We start from the raw sequence: 22,630 nt of genomic DNA, 5'->3' as shown, positions 1-22,630 counted from the left end.
ACTAACTGTAAAGACGAGGTGTTTTTATGCCCAAATCAATGCTGAAATTAATTACCATCTAAAACATTATGGAAAAAAGATGCGGCTTCGTTACCCACTTGCTGATGTACAGCATTTCTGTTTACGGTTTTGTCGTCTGTGAAAAATAGCCTCTCATTTTCTTTCAATTGACTTTTGGCCTCATTTAAAAATACATAATGGCCTGTTTTGCCTGGTATGATTAATAGTTTTGATTGTTTGATCATCTTTTGATAATGTAAAGCATTTGTTTTTATTGGGGTAATACTATCGCTTTGTGCTCCAACGATATAAACAGGGTCATGAATAGATTCAAACTGTTTTTGAGTCGTAAATCCCTGACCAATTGCGGGACAAATAGCAAAAAAAGCTTTTATTCGTTTATCCTTCAGGTTAGTAGCTTTTTGGAATGAAGCCTTGACCTCTTCCTTATTGATCATTGCTTTAAGGTTAGGGAATTCGGGCAATGCAAATTCTTTCAAACCAAGAGGCGTTTCAGTAAAATTAGTTAAAGCCTCCAAATCTAGTTTAGCACCCGCAAGCGCAATAACAGTATAGCCACCTATGGAAAAACCGGCTGCACCAATACGCTCGCTGTCAATTGCCTGATCAAGCTCCCTGGTTTGCAATAACTGAGTCAAAGCAAAGCTAATATCCTGCGCCCTCTTCCATGGGGTCACAAAATCCATCGCTATTTTATGATCATAAGTGTTTCCCCAATGGTCAACCGCGGCAACAATGAATCCTCTCTTAACAAGTATAATGGCTAGCCATTCCATATTTAAGCGCCCTCCACCAGTCCCATGTGAAAGCATGATCAATGGTGTTTTTTTTCGGGGAACAGGGGCGTTATGAATAGTTGAGATGCGAATAAAAGGATATTCGGGAGGCGTATACGCTTTATTGATGTCTGCATCTGTAGGATACCAAATTTCGGTGATTACTGGTCTGTTCCTTACTGAGTCCTTATAGTAAAAGGTCTTTTGGCCAATAGCGGAACTTTGGGCAAAAGTAATATAGGGTAGAAATATTATTAAAAAAGTAATTTTCTTAAACATAAAAGAGGTTGTTAAAAAACAAATCACTGGATAATATCCCGAATAAAGATTGACAAAAGTCAACAAATTCATTTTTTTGACTTGAGCCTGCTCAATGTTTCCTGAGATATACCCAGATAATCGGCAACAATTTTTGAGGATAGTCTTTTGATTAGCGTCTGGTTATTACTTATCAACAGTTTATAACGGTCTTTAGCACCAACAGTGATTAAACTTTCAATTCTTTTGATAGAGTCTATATAGTCTTTTTCAAGGTTGATCCGATATACCCTTTCCCATTCGGGGTAATCATTAAGCAGTTGTTGAAAATCGCGATAACTGATGTATAAAACTTTGGATGTCTCCAAACTCTGGATAAATGCTAAAGAAGGCTCCTGTAGGGTGAAGCTTGGAAAAGCTGTGCCGAATTTATCTTCAAATACAAGAAAACGTGTCGATTCTTTACCTTCGGCATCCAACATAAAAATTCGAAGACATCCACTTTTTACGAAATACATATGGGAGCAGATATCACCCGCTTTCAGCAGTATTTCATTGCGCTGAAAAGTTTTGAATTTAAATTTGCTACAAAAAGCAGAAAACATTTCATCATTAACATGAATATGATTTGTGAGATACTTTCTCAATTGCCCGAACTTATTTTCATCCATATGTAAGATCTGAAGTAAAAATTAATTATATAATAGCTCTTGAAATTAAACAAAGTTTTAAAACTATTGAATTAGCAGCGAATATTAACCTGCTATTGGCAAGAGCATGCCAGTATAAGTAAGAAATAAGATTATGAAAACTATTTAGACTTATTCCAAGTAAAAAATTATATTTGCTCTGTTTATAGATAAGCAACTGATTTGTGGAAATTCTAAGGGTTAATATGGGTGATAAATTGCTGAATCAGATCGACGATGCAAGTTTTCGTGCCTTGTTCGATCTGTATTGGAAGCCACTGGTTGCTTTTTGTCAACACCATATCAAGGATGATGAGATTGCTATGGACATCGTCCAGGATATCTTTCATTCTCTCTGGAGACGCAGAGACGGTCTTCAGATCGAAACACGTATGGAATATTATTTGTTCCGTGCGGCCCGTATTAAAGTTAGTGACTATTACCGTGAAAAATTTAAACGAGAGAATCAGAACCATTGCCTTTCAGAAAATTTCTGTGAAAGGATTAACAATACAGAGGAAACCATTCTCTTCAGAGATCTGGATCATTTCGTTGATGGACTAGTTAACAGACTGCCCTGCAGGTGCAAACAAGTATATACTTTATCCCGGAATAGTGGCCTGAGTATACCTGAAATTGCTGAACAGCTTGAGATTTCTGAAAAAACTGTAGAAGCACATTTAACCAAAGCGTTACGCTTTCTTAAGACTTATTTGCATTAAGGACGTGCTGAAAAATAAATTCTTTTTTGACTAAGGGTAAATCCCCTGATCACCGACTTGTATCTTAAAAGTGTTCATGTCGCTAGATCATCATTTGTTAGAAAAATATTGGGCGGGTCTATGTACCCCAGCGGAACGGAAGGCAGTAGAGCAATGGATGTCTGAGGGAATACCTGAAGAATCTTACAAACTTCGTTCTCCGGAGCCAGAATCAATAATGAAAGATCAGTTATGGCAGCGTATTGCTCAGGCCAGGCAAGAAGAAAACGAAATCCAACAATCCGCTAAGATTGTCCGGATGCCGATCTGGTTCAGAGGGTTCGCAATTACTGCAATACTTATTTTAACAATTGGATTGGGCATATATGTCTTAAACAATCAATCTCCTGCTACCCCTTTATTAGTTTATCAGGAATTGGTTCTTCCACTTGGAAAAAAAGCGAGTATAACTTTGTCTGATGGAACTAAGGTATACCTCAATGCAGGAAGCAGGTTAAGATATCCAAAGAACTTTTCGAAAACAGAAAGAAGAATATTTCTGAATGGAGAAGCTTTTTTTGAAGTGGCAAAGAATCCTGAGAAACCATTCTATGTACAAACCAAACAGACAACTACACGTGTTTTGGGTACCCGATTTAATATTCAGAGTTGGAAAGGCTATTTCGATAAGTTAAATGTTGAAGAAGGCAGAGTACAGTTTACAGCAGCAGGATGCATAGATACCTTGATCTTGCACGCCAATATGCAGGGTGTGTTTGACGGTCACTCCCTTGTCCAGTCTGTGGTTAACAGTGCAAATAAGATTGCATGGACAAAGGGTGTCATGGTTTTTAACGACACTAAGTTAAGCGAGGTTACAGCTGAACTGGAACGTTGGTATGCCGTTCAAATCCATCTGAGTGATCCTGAATTAGCAAATTATAGATTGAAAGCCCGGTTTGATAATAATCCCTCATTAATTGATGTCCTGCAGGGTATCAGCTTTGCGCTTAATATAAAATACCAAATCAAAGATAAGGAGGTTACATTGTCCAGATAAATACAATTTTAAATAAAATACCCGGTGTACGCATCGCCAAAGTTGTTCACCGGGTATAAGCAATGAAATATATTCAATCACATTACTTTTAATCAAAAATATGAACTTTTTGCTATTTAGCATAAGGTTGTTTTCGCTTGTGTCGAAAACAATTCTTTTACTCACTTTAACTATTTTTATCTCGCTTTCAGCCAGTGCACAATCAACTATACTAAAAAAACGTATCAATCTTCAGGTTAATAATGTCAGTATCTCCCAAGCTTTGGAAGAAATAGAAACTAAGGTAGGATGCAACTTTATTTACAGTCCGGATTTGTTGGATGTGAATAGAAAAATCAGCTTATCTAATCAGAATGCGACTTTAGAAGATATCCTTCAGGAAATATTTCCGAATGAGATCCGCCGGATAGAGGTAAAAGGAAACCAGATTAATCTCCAGCCATCAAAAGGCAAGGGAACGATTATGGGTAAAGTCCTGACAAGTGATGGTCTTCCTGCTGCATATGTAAATGTGGACATTGATAACAGAAAAGTTCAGGCAGATGAAAATGGCCATTTTAGTTTTACCAATGTGGAAGTTGGAACTTATAAAGTTAGCGCTAAGTATGTTGGCTTAAAAGGGCAGGAGCAAGAAGTTACTGTTGCGTCAAATGAAATAGTTAAGATTTCGTTTACGCTATACGAAGATATGAGAGCATTGCAGGAAGTAGTGGTCAATGGGGAACGCGTCAACAGGTTTGCAAATAAGACAACAGAATATGTGTCTCGTTTACCATTAACAAATCTGGAAAATCCACAGGTTTATAGTGTAGTGACCAAACAGCTGATGCAGGAACAGGTCACTGTAACGGTAGCAGATGCGTTGCGTAATGCTGGCGGGGCAGTAGCTGTTACCAATCCTTCTGGTGGCGTTAGTGCTTACTTCAGAGGTTTTGGAACAGGAATTAATGCCCGTAACGGGATGGAATCTACCTCAGACCGTTCTGCCGTAGATTTGGCAAATATTGAGCGTATTGAAGTTATGAAAGGTCCTTCTGGTACTTTGTTTGGTGCTTCTGTATCTTCTTTCGGTGGTGTGGTCAATGTGGTCACAAAAAAGCCAATAGAAGCCAAACGAACAGAAGTGAGCTATACAACAGGCAGCTTTGGTTTGAACCGGCTTACTATAGATGTCAATACACCATTAGATAAGGAGAAAAAAGTATTATTCAGGGTTAACGCGGCCTCGAACCGGGAAAGGAGTTTTCTTGATTACGGGTTTAACAATACTTTTTTATTTGCGCCAAGTATTACTTATCATGTGAATGAAAAGCTGACATTGAACGTGGATGCCGAATTGTTGCAGGTACACAATACACAGCCTATGAACTATGTATTCCGGTCTGCGGATATTAAGCAGCCCAGCGACCTGTTACTGGACTACAGGAAAACATTGTTTCATGATAATGTGGATGTGAAAAATTATGCTACACGTGTGTTTGCCGAAGCAGTTTATAAGTTGTCAGCTAATTTTAAGTCAACGACGCTTTTTTCTTTTGTATCTGAAAATGTGGATCATAGTTATCAGCGGCTTGTGATCTGGTCGTCACCAAGTATGGCTACAAGAGCTTCCTATGTATATGGTCCGGTTTATAACGGATACACAAATATTCAACAAAATTTTAACGGTAAGGTGAAAACAGGAGGTTTGACGCATAACCTTTTGATCGGAGCGAATTATCGTCACTATACTTCGAGTTTTCTATTTGCAGATATACAAACTATTGATAAGATTGACGTAACAAAGCCCTTTAAACCAATAGTTAGTCAGCAGATTGATAAGCTGGTAAGCTTTGAACCATTTCCTTCACCCACACAGCAGACTGCCAGTGTTTATGCATCAGATATGATTAATGTGTTGCCTCGCCTTTCGGCGATGTTATCACTACGGGTTGATCACTATAAGAGACAAGCAGTGGAAGGTGACGAAGATGGATTTAAGCAAACTTCTTTTGCACCTAAATTCGGTCTGGTTTACGAACTTATACCAAAATCGTTATCACTTTTTGCTAATTACATGAGTGGCTTTCAAAACGTCTCTCCAGTTTCACAACCTAATGGAACGCGACAAGTTTTAGATCCTTTATTTGCTACTCAGGCAGAGGGCGGTATCAAAGCGGAGCTTTTCGAAAAGAAATTGAGTTTTACAGCTAGCTATTACCGGATTAATATTGACAACGCTACACGTATGAATGAGGAACTGTTTACTATACAGGATGGTAAGCAGTTGAGCAAGGGAGTTGATTTGGAGTTAATTACACAACCACTGCCAGGTCTGAATATCCTTGCAGGTTATGCTTACAATGACAATCGTATAGTAAGAGCTGCTTTAGATGCTAAAATAGATGGTAACAAAGCCGGAAATGCACCGGAAAATGTAGCAAATTTCTGGGCTTCTTATACCTTCCAGAATCAACTTAAGGGACTGGGATTTGGTGCAGGTATGAATTACGTAGATAAAATGTATAAAGCTTCAGATAATCAGTTTTTTATTCCATCCTATACTTTGGCCAATGCTGTAGTATTTTATAACAGACAAGCTTGGGGTATACAGGTTAAAGCCAATAATATCTTTAATAAGAAATATTGGGACAGTTGGGCTAATTCACAAGCACCAGCAAATTTAGCAGTCAATCTCTCGTTCCGTTTTTAAATGAAATTGAAAAAAATATTAATTTTTATCCATTTGTGGATCGGGCTTTTATCAGGAGTAGTCGTTATTATATTAGGCTTGACTGGTTGTGTCCTCGTTTTTGTAGAGGAGATCAGACCTTTTGTTTATGCAGACAGGTTGGAGGTGAGGCCGGTTTCTGAGAACCGGCTATCTATGCAGGATATGGTGCAAAAGGCAAAGGGTATATGGGGTAAAGATAAACCTGTATCGGCTTTGGAGATTAGTAATGCTCCCGGTAAGACTTGGCAATTCAGGTCTTACCGGGAGGATACGAATCAGGGGTACTGGTATTGGAATGAAAAGAAGTTTTATGAATCATTATTCTTGGATCCTTATACGGGACAGTTAGTCTTGCATGAGCAATCGGAATTTGAATTTTTTCGTGTCATATTGTATTTACATTGGAGCTTGTTGTTAAAAACACAACTGGGGCAACCGATTGTTGGTGTGGTGACCTTGTTGTATGTACTTTCACTATTGACGGGACTTTATTTATGGTGGCCAAAAAATAAAAAGGCAAGACGTGTTCGTTTTTGGTTTAAATGGAAGGCGAATAGTGGTTTAAAACGCAAGAACTATGACCTTCATAATATTCTTGGTTTCTATGCTTTTAGTGTGGGGCTGGTGATTGCCTTTACTGGAATGGTTTGGGCATTTCCGGTGCTGGACCGCGGATTACAGCATTTATTAGATACAGGTGAGCATTCCATAAAGAAGACCATAGTATCAGTACATGCTGTTCAGAAAGCCTTGGACAATAAAGGTCTGGACTTTATTTACGCGGATATAAAAAAGAAATATCCGGAAGCTAAAGCTTATCACTTTTATTTTCCAACTGATACATCGTCTAAAGTGACTGTACTTGCGCGCTACGAGCCAACTTTAAAAACGGTTGTTATGCAATACAATATGCTTTCTGGTCAATTACTAAAAACCAGTACTTTTGAAGATAAGAGTAATGGGGAGAAATTCAGTTCTATGAATTACGACATTCACACGGGAAGTATTCTGGGGTTGCCTGGTAAAATACTTGCCTTTATGGGATCACTGATCTCTGCTTCTCTACCATTAACTGGTTTTTTGATCTGGTACAATAAAAAATGGGGTAAAAGGAAGGTAGCCTGCAATCAAAGGCTTCCAGTTTTGTAATTGGCATTTTTGGAAGTTCCATAAAGTATATCTTCTTCTTTATTTATAGCGCAATATTTTACAAGACCAGAATATTTTAAACGACTAATTTTGTTGTATATAAAAGAAAATTATGCCGTTTGTGAATATTTACTTACCTGAGAATTACTCCAGGGGATTGAAAGAAAAAATATCTTATTCAGTACATGAAAGCCTGATTGAAATATTCAGCATTCCTGTAAATGATTACTTTCAAGTTATACATCCAGTATCACCTGAAAATCTGATATTTCCTGAATCCTATCTGGATATCTCACACCTTTCTGATCTGATATATATTCAGATTATCTGTGGTTCAGGTCGTACTGTAGAAATGAAAAAATCACTTTATGCTGTTATTGTACAGAAAATTAGTTTAAGAACCCATATTTCAGCAAATGATATCATCATAGTTTTAAATGAAACTCCATTTGAAAATTGGTCATTCGGGCTGGGCAAAGCGCAAATGATAAAATAATTTATACAAGTCATGAAAAAGATAGATATCAAGCAAATTGTCACCTTACCAGCCCCTGAAAAATATATTAATGGAATCGTATGGATCAGTAGTCTGATAAATGAATCCAGCATAGGCTGCACTTTATCCGCTGTCACATTTGAACCAGGAGCTATAACTCACTGGCATAAGCATCCTACAGTACAAATCTTAATAGCTGAAAGCGGCATTGGATATGTTCAGAAACGAAATGAGGTAAAGCAATTGATGCAACCAGGCGATCTGGTTATTATTTATCCCGGTGAAGAACATTGGCATGGTGCAACGTCGCAAAGTATGTTCTCTCACCTGGCAATACAGATGGAAAAAGATGAGGGAGTAATTATAAGTAAAGTGACTGATGAAGAGTATTGCTCTCCGCTTTGATGATCTATTTTATAATCCGTTGATTTATTTACATTTGAAATGTTTTAAGTGCCGGGAATTCTAAAAAAGAAATTGATATGATCAACAGTTGGAGAAATTTGTGTTTAGATAATATCACCTTTACCAGTGGTGACAATTTTACGCATAGTTTTCCTTTTCATTTTCATGAAGAATATACGGTTGGTGTAGCTGTTAATGGAATTCAGAAGTTTTATTTTGAAGGTAAAAGTTGTTTTGTTGAACCTCACTCCATTTTCCTGATTAAACCGTATATGATGCATTCCCATCATCCGATAGCAGATCTGGGTTGGAGTTTTAAAAGTTTTTACCTCAGCAATGATCTGATGGAGTACTTGCTAAAGGAAACCGGAATGAGAAGGATAAGTGATTATCCACTGGTTATTAAAGATCAGACTTTATTTAAACAATATATTCGTCTTTATGCGGCTAAGTTATTACCGGACGAAGCAGTTCTAGCAGATTTTATTCGGCAATTGTTAAGCAAAGCTACTCAAAATCCCGATCGTCATAAGCCTGGCCCTCCCGAAGAAATTGCAGCTGTGAAAAGGTATTTATCGGAACAGTTTAATCAAAAACTTCGTCTGGAAAATATAGCTGATATTCATCGGATAGATAAATATCAACTGATCAGAAAGTTCAAACAACATTTAGGAGTAACTCCAAATACTTACTTAACTATCCTGAGAATTGAAAAAGCAAGAAAAATGATCAATGAAGGATATTCTATTGTTGGAGCAGCCCTGGAAGCAGGATTTTATGATCAAAGCCATTTTCACCATAGTTTTTTATACTATACAGGTGTTACACCAGGCAACTTCAACAAGCAGCACTAAATCAACAATTTCGGAATCTTACATGGCTCCTATATAGTACTAACAGGGATTTTGAGAAATGAAGCTCAGGAAAGAGGCTATAAATTGATTTTCTGAAAAGAGAAACAAGTTTTTATCTGTGTCCGTTTTGGGATCATGATAATATATACCAGGGCGACACTTAACAATAATATTCCAGTAAAGGCCAGTAGGTCAGAGAAAAATGGCAGGCAATAAATCCGAGAAGTGCGGTTCCGGCAAGCTGGCACGCATAGCCCCTGGTGCTTATTGCAGGAATAGCAGCTGAAGCAGATATTCCTTTAAGTCTGCCGCCTTCACTAAAGAATACAGGTACTATGTTTGCTGCATGAAATGGATATGCTTATTCCGAATATAAGCAGAGTTGCGTTAATTTGCAATCTGGAGGGTGATTGTTGTAGCATGATGTTACGATCAGGTCAATACCCCATTGTGCCAATCAGGATTTTATTATTTGATAGTTTTATTTTTATTTAATTTGTAACTATGAACTGTAGATTTAGTATTAATTGTAATACAAAATCTGATAATTTCTCCTGATGAAATAAGATTACGCATCAGCCGTTCTTCTTTAGAGAAAAACGGCTTTTTTAGTTTATGCCCAATAGCTAAATTAAATCGGTCGGATTCAGACACCATTCTAACACAGCGCAAGCGCTATGTAATTTATTGCCAGCTTGCTTGAAAGCAATACTTCTGGGGCCGTCCAGAACTGAGGCATCAACTTCTTCATCTCGGTGTGCGGGTAAATCATGCATAAATATTGCATTCGGATATTTGTCCAGTAATTTTTGAGAAACTTTAAATGGCTCAAAAATCTCCTTCCAATTTACATCTATTTTAGTTGTGCCGGTAGTTTGCCATCTGGTAGTGTAAATTACATCGATGTTTTCGGGAAGATTTTCCATGTCATGTTGCTCTTCTACTATAGATCCATGTATTTCTGCTTGTCTTTGTGCAGATAGTAGTGTTTCTTCTGGTATACCATATCCTGGGGGAGTACGAAAAAATAATTGTGTACCATGAAATCTTGGAACAGATAAAGCCAAAGCAGTTGCAGTATTATTTCCTTCACCCAAATATAAAATGCGCAAGCCTGAAAGATTGCCAAAGTGTTGTAGCATCGTGGTAAGGTCAGCTAAAGCTTGTGTTGGGTGTTCATTTTCAGTCATTGCGTTAATAACCGCCATATTCTCATATGAAGCAATTGTTTCCATTTCTTTTTGAGTGCCAGCAGTTCTTGCTACTACGCCATCTAACATCATTGAAAGAACTTTTGCTGTGTCTTGAAGCGTTTCTCCTGTATTTTCCTGTAAATCATTCGGACCATAAGATATAATCTGAGCACCTAAGCGTAAGGCTGCAGAAGAGAATGAAGTTCTTGTGCGGGTTGATGTCTTGCGGAAATAAATTCCGATGATTAATCCTTGCAAGGGTAAGTGGTCTTTTATAACACCATTTGCATAAGATAACCCGCGATGAACCAATTGAGAAAGCTCTTGGTCAGAAAGAGTATTTAATGAGATAAGGTGTCGTCTATTTGTTATCATATTATGTTTATTCTGTAAGTTAATACTGTTGGTTTTTAATATTAGTTTAAGGGGGGGGTATTTAAATGCAAATTTTAGAAATAGCAAAAGTATCAATAGGCTGAATCAAATTAGTGAAATTTTTTTCTATTATAAAGATATAGGATTACATTTATATATAAAAATAACAAATTGATAGTATTTAATTTTTTATTATTAACAATAATAAATGTATATTATACGATCAGTTTGTGTGTTTTAAACGAAATTGATATCAAGTCTTCTGTTTTTTTCTATCAAGAATTCTTATCAGTGTCACTCAGAATAGAAGAGCTGTATCTGAAAGTCAAATACTCAAATTACCGATCCCGAATAATAATTATAATAGCTTATAAATTGTAATAGCTGGTAGGTCTTTTCTGTCAAATTCCGGCGCTGAAAATATTTTTTGATTTGCTTAAATAGGACTTGTTTTTAATCATTTTAAGTATTTATATAGTATGAAGTACAGCTTGTTCGGTAATAAAAAATTATATAAGAAAGCTTATTTTAGTCTAATCGAGTAACCTTTTCTTCAGAAAAATTCTTCAATAAAATAGTGTGTTATCTTTTTGTTATCATATTGTGTTTATTATGTTAATTAATACTCTTTATGTCAATGTTAATCCATGGTTTTATTAAATTCAGGAAAAATAACAATCAAACTTATATCACTAAATTAAATTGAATTATGAAATTTATTTATATTTTAAGGATATATGATTATGTTAATAAATAAAATAAAAATTTGATAGTGTTTTTATTTTATTTGATAATAATAAATGTATATTCGATCTTATATTTCTGTAGTATATACGAAATTACTATTAAGGCATTCTGCTTGTTTTTCTTCCAAGAATTTCTATCAGTGTGACTTAGAATAGCATAGCTATATCTAAAAACCAAACAACACACTTTCCTATAATGAATAATAACTATAATGGCTGGTATATATTATATGTCAAGTCGCGGTATGAAAGAAAAATTAATGATTTACTGAAAGAGGCTTTGATGGAATCATTTTTGCCACAAAAAGCGTCTGAAAGACAATGGAGTGATCATAAAAAAAGTAAAGTTTTAAAAGTTGTTGACGCTATGAAAATCTCCTATGGATCACTATATAGTTTAGAATGCGAAATTTTAAGGGTAAACAGCCAAAATGAAGTTTTGGTTTGCTTTGGCATAGACTCTTTACAACAAGATATTATTGCTACAATCCCAGCCAACCTATTAACCCACAATGCCATAGCTTCCTAGCTTTTTTTGGTAGATAACGCTTCCTCTCTAATCTTTTTCTTCCTCTTTTTGAATAGTCTATCTTAAAATAGGCGTAAAATCTTAATTAATAAGAATACAATTCACGTGGAATTACTTTCACGCTTGATATCGTACGTAAGTAACTGTTTAAACTTACCATCTATAGCGTTGTAAACGGTCAAATTATAAAATGCAAAGAACATCACTTATGAAAAATAATACATATGATAAATAACATCTTAGATAAAGTTGGTAATACTCCTCTGATCGCACTTAGAAATGAGGAAGAGTCGAATTTGAATGTCTTTGCAAAGTTGGAGTTTTACAATCCTACTGGTAGCGTTAAGGATCGCGCTGCTATTTACATTCTGAATAGTTTATTAAATAGGGGATTGATAGATAAGGATACAACCATCATAGAATCTTCGTCTGGTAACTTTGGAGTTGCATTATCGGCCTATACAAAGCAGAAAGGCCTGAAGTTTATTTGTGTCATTGATAAAACCACCCTGCCCGTGAATGAGATGTTGATCAGATTACAGGGGGCCGAAGTGATTTGTATTACAGAACCAGATGAGCGTGGAGGATATTTACTAAACAGACTAAAAAAAGTAAATGAAATAATTCAGAAATCCGAAAATATTTATTGGATTAATCAGTATGAAAATCCTTTAAATGCTGAGGCATATTATAATTCGCTGGGAAATGAAATTTGTTTTGAAATTCCAAGACAGCAGTTGGATTATTTATTTATGGGAGTGAGTTCTGGAGGAACAATTACAGGTGTATCGCAAAGAGTAAAAGAAAAATATCCAAACTCGAAAATCATTGCTGTTGACGTTGAAGGATCTGTAATCTTCGGTGGTGAATCCCGTAAACGATTTATTCCGGGAATAGGATCAAGCATCAGACCAGCTATACTTGGTTCTGCAAAAATAGATGATGTAGTAACGGTAGATGAATATGAGACTATGGATTCTTGCAGAGAATTACTTGAAAAGCATAATTTATTTGTTGGCGGATCATCGGGATCTGTTCACGCTGCTGTAAGGAAATATTTTAAAGCAAACGCAGTTGATAAACCGGTTAATATAATGTGTGTGTTTGCAGATAAAGGGGAGAGGTATATAAGTACAATATATAATGACGACTGGAGGAAAATGGTAACGGCATACAATTCAGAATCCATATCGGTTTAATAACTATTCTAAAATCTGGCAGACTACAAGATGATATATTTGAATGACGAAATAATAAAAAAACTAAACATAAGCTGGGATAATAATATCCAGGTAATAATTGATACCATAGCGTGTTTACGTTTAAATAGTACAGTACAACCTATAAAACCATACTTACGTTATGGTGATGCCAAAAATAGAATTATTGCTATGCCTGCATTTGTAGGTGGAAACATTAATAAGGCTGGCATTAAATGGATAGCAAGTTTTCCAGATAATATACATAAGGGATTGGCAAGAGCACATAGCGTAATTGTATTGAATGAAGCAGATACAGGTGTGCCAGTTGGTATTATAAATAGTGGATCTATTTCTGCAATCAGAACGGCTTCAGTAAGTGGATTTATAATTAAGCAGTTTATGGAGCAAAGAAAATCTGCAAATCTAAAAATAGGGATTATTGGTTTTGGGCCTATAGGTCAGCATCATTTGAGTATGTGTAATCAGTTACTGGGTGATCGCATTGGCAAAGTCTTATTATATGATAAAAACACGATTCAGAAAGAATCAATTCCTGGTGATATCAGCGCAAAGGCAATTATCGCTGAAAATTGGGAACAAGTTTATTCTGAGGCGGATATCTTTATTACTTGCACAGCTTCGAAAGAATGTTACATAGATAAAAAGCCTAAAGACGGCTCTCTTCATTTAAATGTTTCATTACGTGACTATAAACCTGATGTATTTCCGTGGTTTGCCAAGACTATAATTGTTGATAATTGGGAAGAAGTATGCCGGGAAAATACAGATATAGAAGTATTCCATAAAGTTAATGGATTACAAAAAGCTGATGTTAAAGAGATTCAGGATGTTTTTACAAAAGACTTTTTTGCTTCTTTAACTGAAAATCAGCCAGTCATGTTTAATCCAATGGGTATGGCTGTTTTTGATATCGCAATGGCCGATAATTTTCTAAAGTTAGCTCAGGAAGCTAATGCAGGCCTCTTACTTGAAGATTAATTTTTTACAATAGCTAGTCAAGCTATAATTAAACTGGGTACCAGAGAATTTTATCTGGTACGCTTTAGTGTGCTCATTTAACAAAAAAATATAAATAATTCTAAACAATTTAAAATGGAAAATGCTGTTTTTAAGATTCATGTTTTAGGAATAATTATCGCTTTAATAGGCGTTACTTATTCAGTAGTTGCGTTTACCCAGCTTTTACGAAAGAAGCGAAAAAAGGATTTTTCTTCGAAAAACTTCTATAATTATTTATTAGGGTTTTTAGCCGTAACTCCCTTATTTATAGCGTTATATTTTCTTCCAATTGCATTATACAATGAAAATTTTTGGTCAATTAAATCACCAAATTATGAAGTAGTCCAAAATTCTGTTATTCAATTAGGCCTGATAATTACTGTTTTTTACTTTATTACAAGAACCACGCTTTTTTTTCCGCATGTAAATAAATTCCATAATATAATTTCATCCTTAATTCTTGTCTCATTTATTCCAGGGATAGCTAACTCATTTATTGTGAGTATTGTGAGTCAATTTGTTAATGGTGGCATGGATGTCAGATATTCATTGATTTTCTTTGCCTTAGCTACTTATTCATATGTAGTAACTATAAGAATAAGTAAAAGAAAAACAGCGTATTTAGGAGCTGAAATGGCACAGGAGTTTAATATGATGGTATTCAATAAGGTCTTTAAGTTTTCTTATAGAAAATTTGAAAACATTAAAAGCGGCAGGATTTATACTATTTTAAATGATGATATTGGGTCAATATTCTTTTTCTCACAAGTAGCAATTCACATTTTTACAAATGTAGTTACAGCAACTTTAGTATTCGTCTACCTTTTCTCATTAAACCTGTACAGTACATTAACACTTTTAGGATCGATAGGATTCATATTTGTGCTTTATAGTTTCATGGGAGGCCCGTTAACCAGAGCCTGGAATTTTTCAAGGACTAAAAGAGAAGAGTTTACGAACCTTGTGGTAGGTTTAATTAATGGTTTTAAAGAATTGGTTCTCCATCAAGTACAACGTGATGAATATGGTAAGGACATGGAGGAAAGAAGTTCTACGTTTTATCAGGCTCAGCTTAAAGCTACTTATATAGATGTAAACAAGACACTTTTATCGGAGATCTCTTTTACTGTAGCTATCGGTATTTCTTGTTTGGTTCTCCCTTTTATTCTTCACTTTGAGAAACAACTTATCACCACTTATGTAATTGCAACCTTGTTTTTGTGGGGGCCTTTCAGCAATATTATCGCGGGAATACCAAGAATAATTAACGCAAAGATTTCATGGAAAAGGATACAGAATTTTCTTGGTGAAGCGGATACAAAGGAAGAGCTTTATTTAGAAAGTAAGGAGAGTATAAGAGTATCAACGGTTGATAAATTACAGATAAAGGACGTTTATTACAATTATCAGATCAATGGAAATGTGGACGATATATCTTATGGTATAGGTCCTATCAATTTCGAAGTTAATCAAGGAGATATTGTTTTTATAATAGGAGGAAATGGTAGTGGTAAAACAACTTTTCTAAAGCTTCTGACTGGCCTTTATGCACCTGATTCAGGACATATATTAATTAATGGTAAAAAGACGGACTCAAATATATTGGGTGAATATTTCTCAGTTATTTTCAGTGACTTTTATTTATTCAAAAAAATCTATGGTATTAACCCTGAGCGGTTAAGCCAAGTCTACGAGTGGTTGGATATGTTTGGTTTATCAAACAAAGTTCAAATCAAAGATGGGGCTTACACCACAATAGATCTTTCAAAAGGTCAGCGTAAACGATTGGCTATTTTAAAATCGTATTTAGAAGATCGTCCAATTTACTTTTTTGATGAATGTGCAGCCGATCTGGATCCTGATTTTAAAGATTTCTTTTATAACCAGTTGCTAAAGAAAATGAGGGATGAAGGAAAACTGTTGATAGTCATTACACACGATGATAAGTATTTTGATATGGCCAACAAGGTTTATAAAATGGAGATGGGTACAATATCAGAGTACAACTATTCAGGGGTAATATCCGAATCATAATATCTTTCAATTGAGTGAAAACATATCAAAAATAACTATTATAACTATGGAGAATAAAATTAAACCAATTGCTATTGTAGGGATTGGATGTAGATTTCCTGGCTTGAGTTCATCTCCCGACAAGTTTTGGGAAATGTTGATTAATAAGACAGATACTATTCGTGATGTCCCTGTTGAAAGATGGGATAATAGAAAGTTTTACAGTAAAAATGATGCCAGACCAGGGAAAATAAGAGCTAAACAGGGCGGTTTTCTTAGTGAAAGCATTCTGGAGTTTGATTCTTTATTTTTTAATATGTCACCACGGGAATCTGAATCCCTGGATCCTCAGCAGCGTATGTTATTGGAAATTGTATACGAAGCTATGGAAGATTCAGGAATGACATTAGAAGCATTTAAGGGAAGTAACACAAGTGTTTTTATCGGCGGCTTTATACTGGATAATTTGTTGACTCAGGCTTCGGGTGAAAATAAGTATAATATAAATTCACATACTGTTGCTGGTGCAGCATTGACCATGTTATCAAATAGGATATCCTATGTCTATGACTTAAAAGGGCCATCGCTCTCCATTGATACAGCATGCTCATCATCCTTAGTTGCAACGCACTATGCCTGTCAAAGTATCTGGAGCGGAGAATCCTCTATGGCTTTAGTTGGCGGTGCTAATTATATGTCTTCTCCTGAAAGCACTATTCTTGTTAGTAAAGGGAAGTTTCTTTCAGCTCATAGTCGTTGTAAGACATTTGATAGTGACGCAGGTGGATATGTTAGAGGTGAAGGTGCGGGTATTGTGCTTTTAAAACCTCTTGAGCAAGCATTAAAAGATAATGACAGAATTTATGCAACTATAGTTGGTACGGGTGTAAACCAAGACGGTCAAACTAATGGAATTACAGTTCCTAATGGAGATGCACAGCTGAAATTAATACAAAAAATACATAAGGATTATAATATAAATAAAGAAAGTATCCATTACATGGAGGCCCATGGTACAGGAACTCCGGTTGGTGATCCTATCGAATTTAAGTCTCTTAATGAGGTTGTTTCTTCTCCTGTAATCAGGAAATCCAAATGTCTGGTGGGTTCTGTGAAAACTAATATAGGTCACCTCGAAGCTGCTTCTGGTATAGCAGGATTGATTAAAACAGCATTGTGTCTTAAGCATAATGCGGTTCCGGCTAACTTGCATTTTAATAATCCTAATCCGGCATTAGGATACGAGACAAGTAACCTTAAGGTACCAACAACTTTGGAAAGGTTACCGGAAGATGAAGACTCTTTGGCTTCAATCAATTCTTTTGGTTTTGGAGGAACAAATGCACACATTGTTTTGAAACAGTACAATTCAAGCAATGTGGACAAGTATGCCACTCCTTTAAAAAGTGATCATTTTATACTTCCGGTTTCTGCAAAAAGTATTTCTGCACTAAAGGAGCTGGCCGCGAAATTCAGGAAACATATTCAGGAGAATAGTGATCAATTTGAACAAATACTTAGTAATGCAATTTATAGGAAAAGTAGTTTATCCCAACGGTTAGCCATTTTTGCTACATCCAGGGAAGATATTATTGAAAAATTAGAGGCGTATGAAGAAAATCTTTTACTAAAAGGCGTAAATCAAGGAGAGGCTCTGATCCAGAAGCCTAAGGTCGTATTTGTATACACTGGTATGGGACCGCAATGGTGGAAAATGGGCAGGGGATTAATGGAAACAGAAATTGTTTTCAATAAGGCAATTAAGGAATGTGATGATGATTTTAAAGAGATCTCCGGTTGGTCCATTTATGAAGAATTGAGTAAACCAATGGAGACTTCAAGAGTTAAGGATGCTAATATAGCACAACCCGCAAACTTTGTCATCCAGGTTGCATTGACCAGGTTAATGGAATATTACGGAATTACTCCTGATGCTGTTGTTGGGCATAGTGTTGGTGAGGTCGCATCTACCTACATATCGGGAGCATTATCATTGAAAGAAGCACTCTTTGTAAGTTACCATAGAAGCAGGCTGCAACATTCAACTGCTGGTAAAGGAGCAATGCTGGCAGTAGGACTTTTAGAAGAAGAGGTAATAGAAATGATAAAGCCGTATGAAAATGTTTCTATTGCGGCAATTAATAGTCCAAAAGCATTAACGCTATCTGGTGATTCGGAGTCACTAAAAGAGCTGCTGGAAAAGATTGAATCTGCAGGAGCATTTTGCAGGTTGTTGGATGTAACTGTACCATATCACAGTCCAATAATGAGCTTGATTAAAGATGAACTATTAGATTCGCTCGAAAATATTAAAGGTACTGAAACTAAAATAGATCTTTACTCTACAGTAACAGGAGCTAAAATTTCCGGACATGAAATCAATAATGATTACTGGTGGAAAAATGTCAGAGAACCTGTTTTGTTTTCAAAAGCTATAGACACGCTAGCCGGGGACGACTATAAGATCTTTATTGAGATCGGTCCTCATCCGGTTTTGAGAAATTCTATGATGGAATGTATCAAGAATAGTAAGGATTTCTACTTCTTACAAACTTTAAATCATAAAGAAGCAGAACAAACAAACTTCTTTGACAATGTTTCGAAACTATTTACGCTGGGATATCCAATAAAATGGGACAGGTGGATTGAAAAATCACCTTATATACCATTACCAACTTATCCATGGCAAAAAGAATATCTGTGGAGAGAATCAAAAGAGGCTTTAACTAATAGAAAGGAAAATAAAAGCCTGTTTTTTAATTCGAAAGTTGATAGTCCGTTAAAAGCCTATGAATTTGAATTGAATGAGTTCTTTTTCCCTTTTTTGAATGATCATACCGTACATGGGAAGGTAATTTTTCCTGGTGCCGGATACATTGGTTTAGCAATTGCCATGTATCAATTGGAGATTAGCCAAAAACTACCTTTAAAATTAGAAAACATAAAATTTCTTCGGGTGCTGCCTATTTTTGATGATGAAATTCAAAAATTGCACATCACCTCTAATCCTAAAAGCGGTCAGTATAGTATTCAATGTAAGAGCGGAACAGATGATGCTCATTGGACGGAAATGTCGACAGGGAAATTTGCTGTCGGAAATTTTGACGTGAATTCTCCTCTAATAGATTTGAAGGAAATAAATTCTCGTCTGCAAACTGTTTTAAGCGCAAAAGTAATCTATGAACGATTAAGACAAGCTAAACTTGACTATGGACCGTTTTTTAGCTGTATAAGAGAGATAAAAGCAGGGAACAAAGAGCTGGTAGCCAAGATTAGTATTCATCCGGATATGATAGAAAATATGGCTGATTATTTTATTCATCCAACGTTATTGGATTCTTGTTTCCAGGCCACTATTATTCTTGCTGCCGGAGAATTTGTTCCGGTATCAATTGGAAAGATTCATTGTTATTCGTCTCCTGGAAATGATATTGTATGTTATTCAAAGTTGAGATTTGCAGATGAAAATTGTGTGATAGCTGATTTAACTATTTGTAACGAAATGGGCGAAGTGCTGATGCGATTAGAAAACTTTAAGTGTCAGCAACTCGTGAAAGATGTATCGCAATCTAATGATGCTTTAAAGGGCAATTTATTTCAAACCAAATGGATAGAAAAACAGTTGGAGATAAATTCCATTAGACCGGCAGAAGATTCTGTAACTTATATCATTACAAATAATTACAACTCTTCTTTGTTTTTGAGAGAATTGTTGAAAGATTCTATCATTATAGAACCCGGAGATCAACATGAACAATTGAATGAAAATCATTATCAAATAGACTTTAAAAATAAAAAAAGCATCGATAGCTTATGGCGCAATAATTACAATGAGATTAATATAATTTTAATTTTTCCTTTAAATGTATTTGGTCATCCGGATGAATTATTGACAAGTGAAAAATGCTTAAATCAGATATCTCCGCTTTTAAATCTTGTTAAAAGTTTTGCTGAAAGCGCAGGAAGCAAGTTTAGACTGAATTTGATAACTAAAGGAAGTCAGGTAGTTACTGAAAATGATATTATTTCTTCTTTGGAATATAGTACTATTCATGGGTTAGCAAGATCAATAGTAAATGAATTATCTGGTTGCCAGGTTCGCTTAATTGATTTGGAAGAGGGGACCAAGGATGAGGATCGTGAGCATATGTGGAATACGGTTGCGGCAATTATAAATACAGGAGATATCTTTTACGAGGAGCTTGCGCTCAGGAATGGTGGCGTTTTTCAGAAGAAAATAATTGAGCGGGAAATAGATAAGGATTTGTCATTAAATACAGTTGATTTTCAGAGTGAAGCATTGCAGCTGACTATAGCTCAAACATTGGGCTCAGAAGGTTTCTATTTTGAAAGTACGGATCGTATTGACCCCACGTCTAACGAGATTGAAATCCTGATCAGTAATACTTCAATTAATTACAATGATTATCTAAGATTGTCTCATAAGATTACTGATGACGCTGCAGAAGGATCATTCTTTGATAAAAATTTGGGTTATGAATGCGTTGGGACAGTTACCCGAACAGGTTCGGGTGTTTCCAGGTTTAAAGAAGGGGACAAAGTATTAGCCTTAGCTCCAGGTACATTACAAACATTTACGAACACTTCAGAACTTTTGGCCGTTAAATGTCCATCTAATTTAACTATTGCTGAGTCGGGCGTAATCATCAATTATATTACCGCTATTTACTGCTTAAGAGATAAAGCAAATTTGCGCAAAGGTGATAAAGTATTGATTCATAATGCTGCGGGAGGAGTAGGTTTAGCCGCAATTTACTATGCAAAATATGTGGAAGCAGAAATTTTTGCTACTGCTGAATCAGATGAAGCCAGAACTTATTTAAAAGCTATAGGAATTAATCATGTATTTAACTCTGAAAACCTTGATTTTTCAACTGAGATTGAGGAACTAACCAATGGAAAAGGAGTTGATGTAGTATTAAGTGAGCTGTCTGGTGAAATCTTATATCAAAATTTTTCTTGTTTAGCACCATATGGGGTTTATTTAGATATCAGTAAGAAAAACACTGCTGGAAATTCTTCGTTGGAGAAAGCTCTTTTTAATCATAACCTTTCTCATATAACTGTTGATATCGATCGGATGTTAACTGAAAAACAAGAAACGATAGCTTATTTGCTAAACGATCTGGCTAATTATATAGAGTCAGGTTGTTTACCTCCTTTGCCTGCACAGGTTTTTCCTGGTAACAAAATTTCAGAAGCAATTCAATTGATTGATGAAAGCAAGCAATTCAATAAGGTTGTAATTGATTTTTCAAATCGTGCTGTAGAAATAGTAAACAATAAAAACAATACAATAAAGGCCGAAGGAACCTACTTAATTACAGGTGGAACGAGGGGATTAGGATTAGAGGTTGGTAAATGGCTGGTGAAAAATGGAGCTAGAAATTTAGCATTACTTAGCAGGAGTGGATTGGAGGATGCCAGTACCAAAGCAGAAGTAGAACTCATGGAAAAGAAAGGTGTGAAGGTTAAGGTTTATGCTGCTGATGTTTCGAGGCTTGACGAAATGCAACTTGTTTTTAACAAGATAAAAGAAGAGTTGCCAGAACTTGTTGGGATTTTTCATGGGGCAATGGTTTTAGACGATGGTTTCCTTATAGATATGACTGAAGAAAGATTCAGGAATGTGCTTAAGCCTAAGGTAGATGGTGCAATGAATCTTCATGAGTTGAGTAAGGAATCAAATCTTGATTGTTTTGTGCTCTTCTCTTCTATATCTTCCTGGATCGGCAATATAGCTCAGGCAAATTATGTAGCAGCTAATGCATTTTTAGACTCGTTTGCATTTTGGCGAAAAGGTATGGGACTGGCTGCAACAACCATTAACCTGGGCGCTTTAGCAGAGTCAGGGGTTGTGGCAAGAAGTGGAAATCTGGAAACAATCCTTGAAGGATCAGGCATTAATAGTTTTACAAATGTACAAGTACTGCAGGGACTGGACTTTATCCTTAAAGAAAAACCAGTAGAGGTTGGCTTTTTTAATCTCAACTGGAGTGCATTCTTTAAGAATGCAGGTAAAAGTGCACTCTCGTTATTCAGTGAACTGAACGACATAAATACAGATGCTGCAGAAGAGCAATTAACTGAAAAACAGCTTGGTAACAGGAATATATTATTGAGTTTGGATTCAAATCTTCAACATGAATTCGTGGCAGAACTTTTACAGGAACAATTAGGGAAAATTTTGAAAATATCAACTGCTCATATTCAGCTTGATAAGGGTATAAATTTACTGGGTGTTGATTCCATTCTAACCATAGAATTAATGGTGGTGATCAGAAATAACTTCGCAGTAGAAATACCACCTATAGAGTTTTTAACAGGTCCTTCTTTAAAGAATTTATCCGCGAAGATTATTAGCAATATGTTTCAGGCTATACTAGCTTAATTTTAAATAGAATAAAAA

The 22,630-nt window shown here is 35.7% G+C and carries 15 protein-coding genes; 12 read left to right on the top strand and 3 right to left on the bottom strand.

Annotation, left to right across the window (positions count from 1 at the left end; translation table 11 throughout):
• Positions 1-47: 47 nt before the first annotated feature.
• Together AY601_RS13705 and AY601_RS13700 are read right to left on the bottom strand one after the other, a co-directional pair.
• Positions 48-1,076: an alpha/beta hydrolase family protein gene (locus tag AY601_RS13705; protein ID WP_198163522.1), complete on the bottom strand. Its 1,029-nt coding sequence runs from the start codon at positions 1,074-1,076 to the stop codon at positions 48-50.
• Positions 1,077-1,144: 68 nt separating this feature from the next.
• Positions 1,145-1,726 (bottom strand): Crp/Fnr family transcriptional regulator, encoded by a 582-nt coding sequence (locus AY601_RS13700; protein WP_068402027.1) that lies wholly within the window; start codon positions 1,724-1,726, stop codon positions 1,145-1,147.
• Positions 1,727-1,950: 224 nt separating this feature from the next.
• On the opposite strand from AY601_RS13700, the gene AY601_RS13695 reads away from it, so the two are divergent.
• From AY601_RS13695 to AY601_RS13665, 7 genes are all read left to right on the top strand, one after another.
• The gene (locus AY601_RS13695; protein ID WP_068402025.1) at positions 1,951-2,466 is read left to right on the top strand and encodes an RNA polymerase sigma-70 factor; all 516 of its coding nucleotides are present in this window, start codon (positions 1,951-1,953) and stop codon (positions 2,464-2,466) included.
• A gap of 76 nt (positions 2,467-2,542) precedes the next feature.
• Entirely contained in the window at positions 2,543-3,505 is a 963-nt protein-coding gene (locus tag AY601_RS13690) for a FecR family protein (protein WP_068402023.1), read from the top strand.
• 139 nt (positions 3,506-3,644) lie between these two features.
• Entirely contained in the window at positions 3,645-6,197 is a 2,553-nt protein-coding gene (locus AY601_RS13685; protein WP_198163521.1) for a TonB-dependent siderophore receptor, read from the top strand.
• A 6-nt stretch (positions 6,198-6,203) separates the two neighbouring features.
• Positions 6,204-7,367 (top strand): PepSY-associated TM helix domain-containing protein, encoded by a 1,164-nt coding sequence (locus AY601_RS13680; protein ID WP_198163520.1) that lies wholly within the window; start codon positions 6,204-6,206, stop codon positions 7,365-7,367.
• Between the two features lie 112 nt (positions 7,368-7,479).
• Positions 7,480-7,863 (top strand): tautomerase family protein, encoded by a 384-nt coding sequence (locus tag AY601_RS13675; RefSeq protein ID WP_068402019.1) that lies wholly within the window; start codon positions 7,480-7,482, stop codon positions 7,861-7,863.
• A gap of 12 nt (positions 7,864-7,875) precedes the next feature.
• Positions 7,876-8,268, top strand: a complete 393-nt coding sequence (locus AY601_RS13670; protein ID WP_068402017.1) for a cupin domain-containing protein — start codon at positions 7,876-7,878, stop codon at positions 8,266-8,268.
• Positions 8,269-8,345: 77 nt separating this feature from the next.
• Positions 8,346-9,122: a helix-turn-helix transcriptional regulator gene (locus tag AY601_RS13665; protein WP_068402015.1), complete on the top strand. Its 777-nt coding sequence runs from the start codon at positions 8,346-8,348 to the stop codon at positions 9,120-9,122.
• A gap of 626 nt (positions 9,123-9,748) precedes the next feature.
• Here AY601_RS13665 and AY601_RS13660 read toward each other — a convergent pair.
• Complete coding sequence (locus tag AY601_RS13660; RefSeq protein ID WP_068402013.1) at positions 9,749-10,690, bottom strand: ornithine carbamoyltransferase; 942 nt, start codon at positions 10,688-10,690, stop codon at positions 9,749-9,751.
• Positions 10,691-11,632: 942 nt separating this feature from the next.
• Between AY601_RS13660 and AY601_RS13655 the strand changes: the two genes are divergently transcribed.
• The 5 genes from AY601_RS13655 (at position 11,633) to AY601_RS13635 (ending at position 22,612) form a co-directional block, all read left to right on the top strand.
• Positions 11,633-11,965 carry a transcription termination/antitermination NusG family protein gene (locus AY601_RS13655; RefSeq protein WP_068402010.1) on the top strand — a complete coding sequence of 111 codons (333 nt, stop codon included), beginning with the start codon at positions 11,633-11,635 and terminating at the stop codon, positions 11,963-11,965.
• Between the two features lie 224 nt (positions 11,966-12,189).
• On the top strand, positions 12,190-13,164 hold the full coding sequence (gene sbnA, locus AY601_RS13650; RefSeq protein WP_068402008.1) for a 2,3-diaminopropionate biosynthesis protein SbnA: 975 nt from the start codon (positions 12,190-12,192) through the stop codon (positions 13,162-13,164).
• 39 nt (positions 13,165-13,203) lie between these two features.
• A complete protein-coding gene (locus AY601_RS13645) occupies positions 13,204-14,166 on the top strand; it encodes a hypothetical protein (protein ID WP_198163518.1) in 963 nt (320 codons plus the stop codon).
• A gap of 114 nt (positions 14,167-14,280) precedes the next feature.
• Positions 14,281-16,221, top strand: a complete 1,941-nt coding sequence (locus tag AY601_RS13640) for a cyclic peptide export ABC transporter (protein WP_068402004.1) — start codon at positions 14,281-14,283, stop codon at positions 16,219-16,221.
• 46 nt (positions 16,222-16,267) lie between these two features.
• Positions 16,268-22,612, top strand: coding sequence for a type I polyketide synthase (locus AY601_RS13635; RefSeq protein WP_068402002.1), 6,345 nt, complete (start codon positions 16,268-16,270; stop codon positions 22,610-22,612).
• The last annotated feature ends 18 nt before the right edge of the window (positions 22,613-22,630 follow it).

This window comes from Pedobacter cryoconitis (genome assembly GCF_001590605.1).
Classification (GTDB): domain Bacteria; phylum Bacteroidota; class Bacteroidia; order Sphingobacteriales; family Sphingobacteriaceae; genus Pedobacter; species Pedobacter cryoconitis_A.
Note: the sequence above shows the minus strand (reverse complement) of the source record. Positions and strands in the feature narration are given on the sequence as shown.

Coding starts and splice junctions, on each gene's coding strand:
- AY601_RS13635 (WP_068402002.1), top strand. CDS start 16,268: ATGGAGAATAAAATTAAACCAATTGCTATTGTAGGGATTGGATGTAGA.
- AY601_RS13665 (WP_068402015.1), top strand. CDS start 8,346: ATGATCAACAGTTGGAGAAATTTGTGTTTAGATAATATCACCTTTACC.
- AY601_RS13675 (WP_068402019.1), top strand. CDS start 7,480: ATGCCGTTTGTGAATATTTACTTACCTGAGAATTACTCCAGGGGATTG.
- sbnA (WP_068402008.1), top strand. CDS start 12,190: ATGATAAATAACATCTTAGATAAAGTTGGTAATACTCCTCTGATCGCA.
- AY601_RS13655 (WP_068402010.1), top strand. CDS start 11,633: ATGAATAATAACTATAATGGCTGGTATATATTATATGTCAAGTCGCGG.
- AY601_RS13690 (WP_068402023.1), top strand. CDS start 2,543: ATGTCGCTAGATCATCATTTGTTAGAAAAATATTGGGCGGGTCTATGT.
- AY601_RS13705 (WP_198163522.1), bottom strand. CDS start 1,076: ATGTTTAAGAAAATTACTTTTTTAATAATATTTCTACCCTATATTACT.
- AY601_RS13640 (WP_068402004.1), top strand. CDS start 14,281: ATGGAAAATGCTGTTTTTAAGATTCATGTTTTAGGAATAATTATCGCT.
- AY601_RS13670 (WP_068402017.1), top strand. CDS start 7,876: ATGAAAAAGATAGATATCAAGCAAATTGTCACCTTACCAGCCCCTGAA.
- AY601_RS13700 (WP_068402027.1), bottom strand. CDS start 1,726: ATGGATGAAAATAAGTTCGGGCAATTGAGAAAGTATCTCACAAATCAT.
- AY601_RS13660 (WP_068402013.1), bottom strand. CDS start 10,690: ATGATAACAAATAGACGACACCTTATCTCATTAAATACTCTTTCTGAC.
- AY601_RS13695 (WP_068402025.1), top strand. CDS start 1,951: ATGGGTGATAAATTGCTGAATCAGATCGACGATGCAAGTTTTCGTGCC.